Source organism: Streptomyces sp. MBT65 (assembly GCF_016612545.1).
Taxonomy (GTDB): Bacteria; Actinomycetota; Actinomycetes; order Streptomycetales; family Streptomycetaceae; genus Streptomyces.
Map to the genome: position 1 here is coordinate 1 of NZ_JAENRY010000611.1, position 1,493 is coordinate 1,493.

Below are 1,493 nucleotides of genomic sequence, written 5' to 3' on the forward strand. Positions count from 1 at the left end.
TTGAACGGGCCGCGGCCCGTTCAAGGGCAGACCCGCCCTCGTGATCGCGGCCGCCGTCGCGGGTCTGCTGGTCGTCGGCGGCACCGTGTGGGCGGTCACCAGCGGCGGCGACGACAAGAAGCCGGTGGCGGAGAAGAGTGACAGCCCCACGGCTTCCGGTACGGCCGACGACCCCGCCAACCCCGGTGACGGCAGCGGCGACGGCGGCAAGGACCCCGAGAACCTCAACGAGGGCCGCAAGTCCGGCGAGGCGAAGGTGCTCTGGTACAAGGAGGCACCGGACGCGCCCGGTTCCGGCGCCGACGCCCCCGGCATGTGGATCACCGGCAAGACGGCGGTGAAGGCGGCGTACAAGGAAGTCGTCGCCTACAACGTGGGCGACGGCAAACCGACGTGGCCCACGATCACCTTCCCGCAGAAGATCTGCGCGGTCACCCCGCAGAAGTCCGCCGACGACAAGATCGTGGTGGCGTACGAGAGCGGGGTCAGCGACAACGCCAAGTGCAACCACCTCCAGCAACTCGACCTGGACACCGGGGCGAAGGGCTGGACGGCGACCGTCCCGGACGGCGCCCTGTTCGACAGCGCGCTCAGCATCGGGCTGACCGTCACCGGCAAGACGCTGATGGTGGGCCGCTCGGAGTCCGGGATCGCCTACGACATCGGCACCGGCAAGCAGCTCTACGAGAAGAAGAAGTACGGCGCGGCCTGCTTCCCGGGCGCGTTCGCGGGCGGCACCCGGCTGATCTCCGTCGCGTCCTGCGGGGCGGGCACCTCGACCGAGCACGACGAGGTGCAGGAGCTGGACCCGGCGACCGGCGCGGCCAGGTGGACCAAGGCGATCCCCAAGGGCTGGACGGTGGACCACGTCTACTCCGTGGACCCGGTCGTCCTCTACATGACCGACGCGGACCACAAGCACTGGAACATCTCGACGCTGAAGAACGACGGTTCGGTCCGCTCGCAGGTCGACTCCAAGGCCGCCTTCGCCCCCTCCTGCGGGCTGTCGATCCTCGACGACCTCCAGGGCTGCCAGGGCGTCGCGGCCGACGCGAACACCCTGTACCTGCCGACGGAGGCGACGACCGGCGCCAACCAGATCGTCGCGATCGACCTCGCCACCGGCAAGGAGAAGTGGCGCGTCAAGTCGCCCGCGGCCGTGTCGATGGTCCCGGTCAAGGCCGAGGGCGGACGGCTCACCGCCTATGTCGAGGCCTCCTACACCGCGGGCGGCCAGGTCGTGTCCGTCCCGACCACCGGCTCCTCGCACACCACGACGAAGCTCCTCCAGATGCCGGCGGGCACCGCGCGGATCGAGTCGAGCTTCTACTCCCGGGACGTCGACTACGTCGACGGCCGCTTCTACATCTCCTCGACCCGGCTGAACGGCAATGACGACACGAAGGAGAAGTTGATGCTCGCGTACGGCAAGTGAGACCCCCACTTCTCCCCGTCCCCGCCGTCCTCCCGAGGTACTCGTCATGACCCAGCCG

At 69.3% G+C, this 1,493-nt stretch carries 1 pseudogene; it reads left to right on the plus strand.

Annotated features, from left to right (window positions below):
• Nucleotides 1-10 precede the first annotated feature (10 nt).
• A pseudogene (locus JHN63_RS50960) lies at nucleotides 11-1,435 on the plus strand (PQQ-binding-like beta-propeller repeat protein); the annotation flags it as partial.
• Nucleotides 1,436-1,493 lie beyond the last annotated feature (58 nt).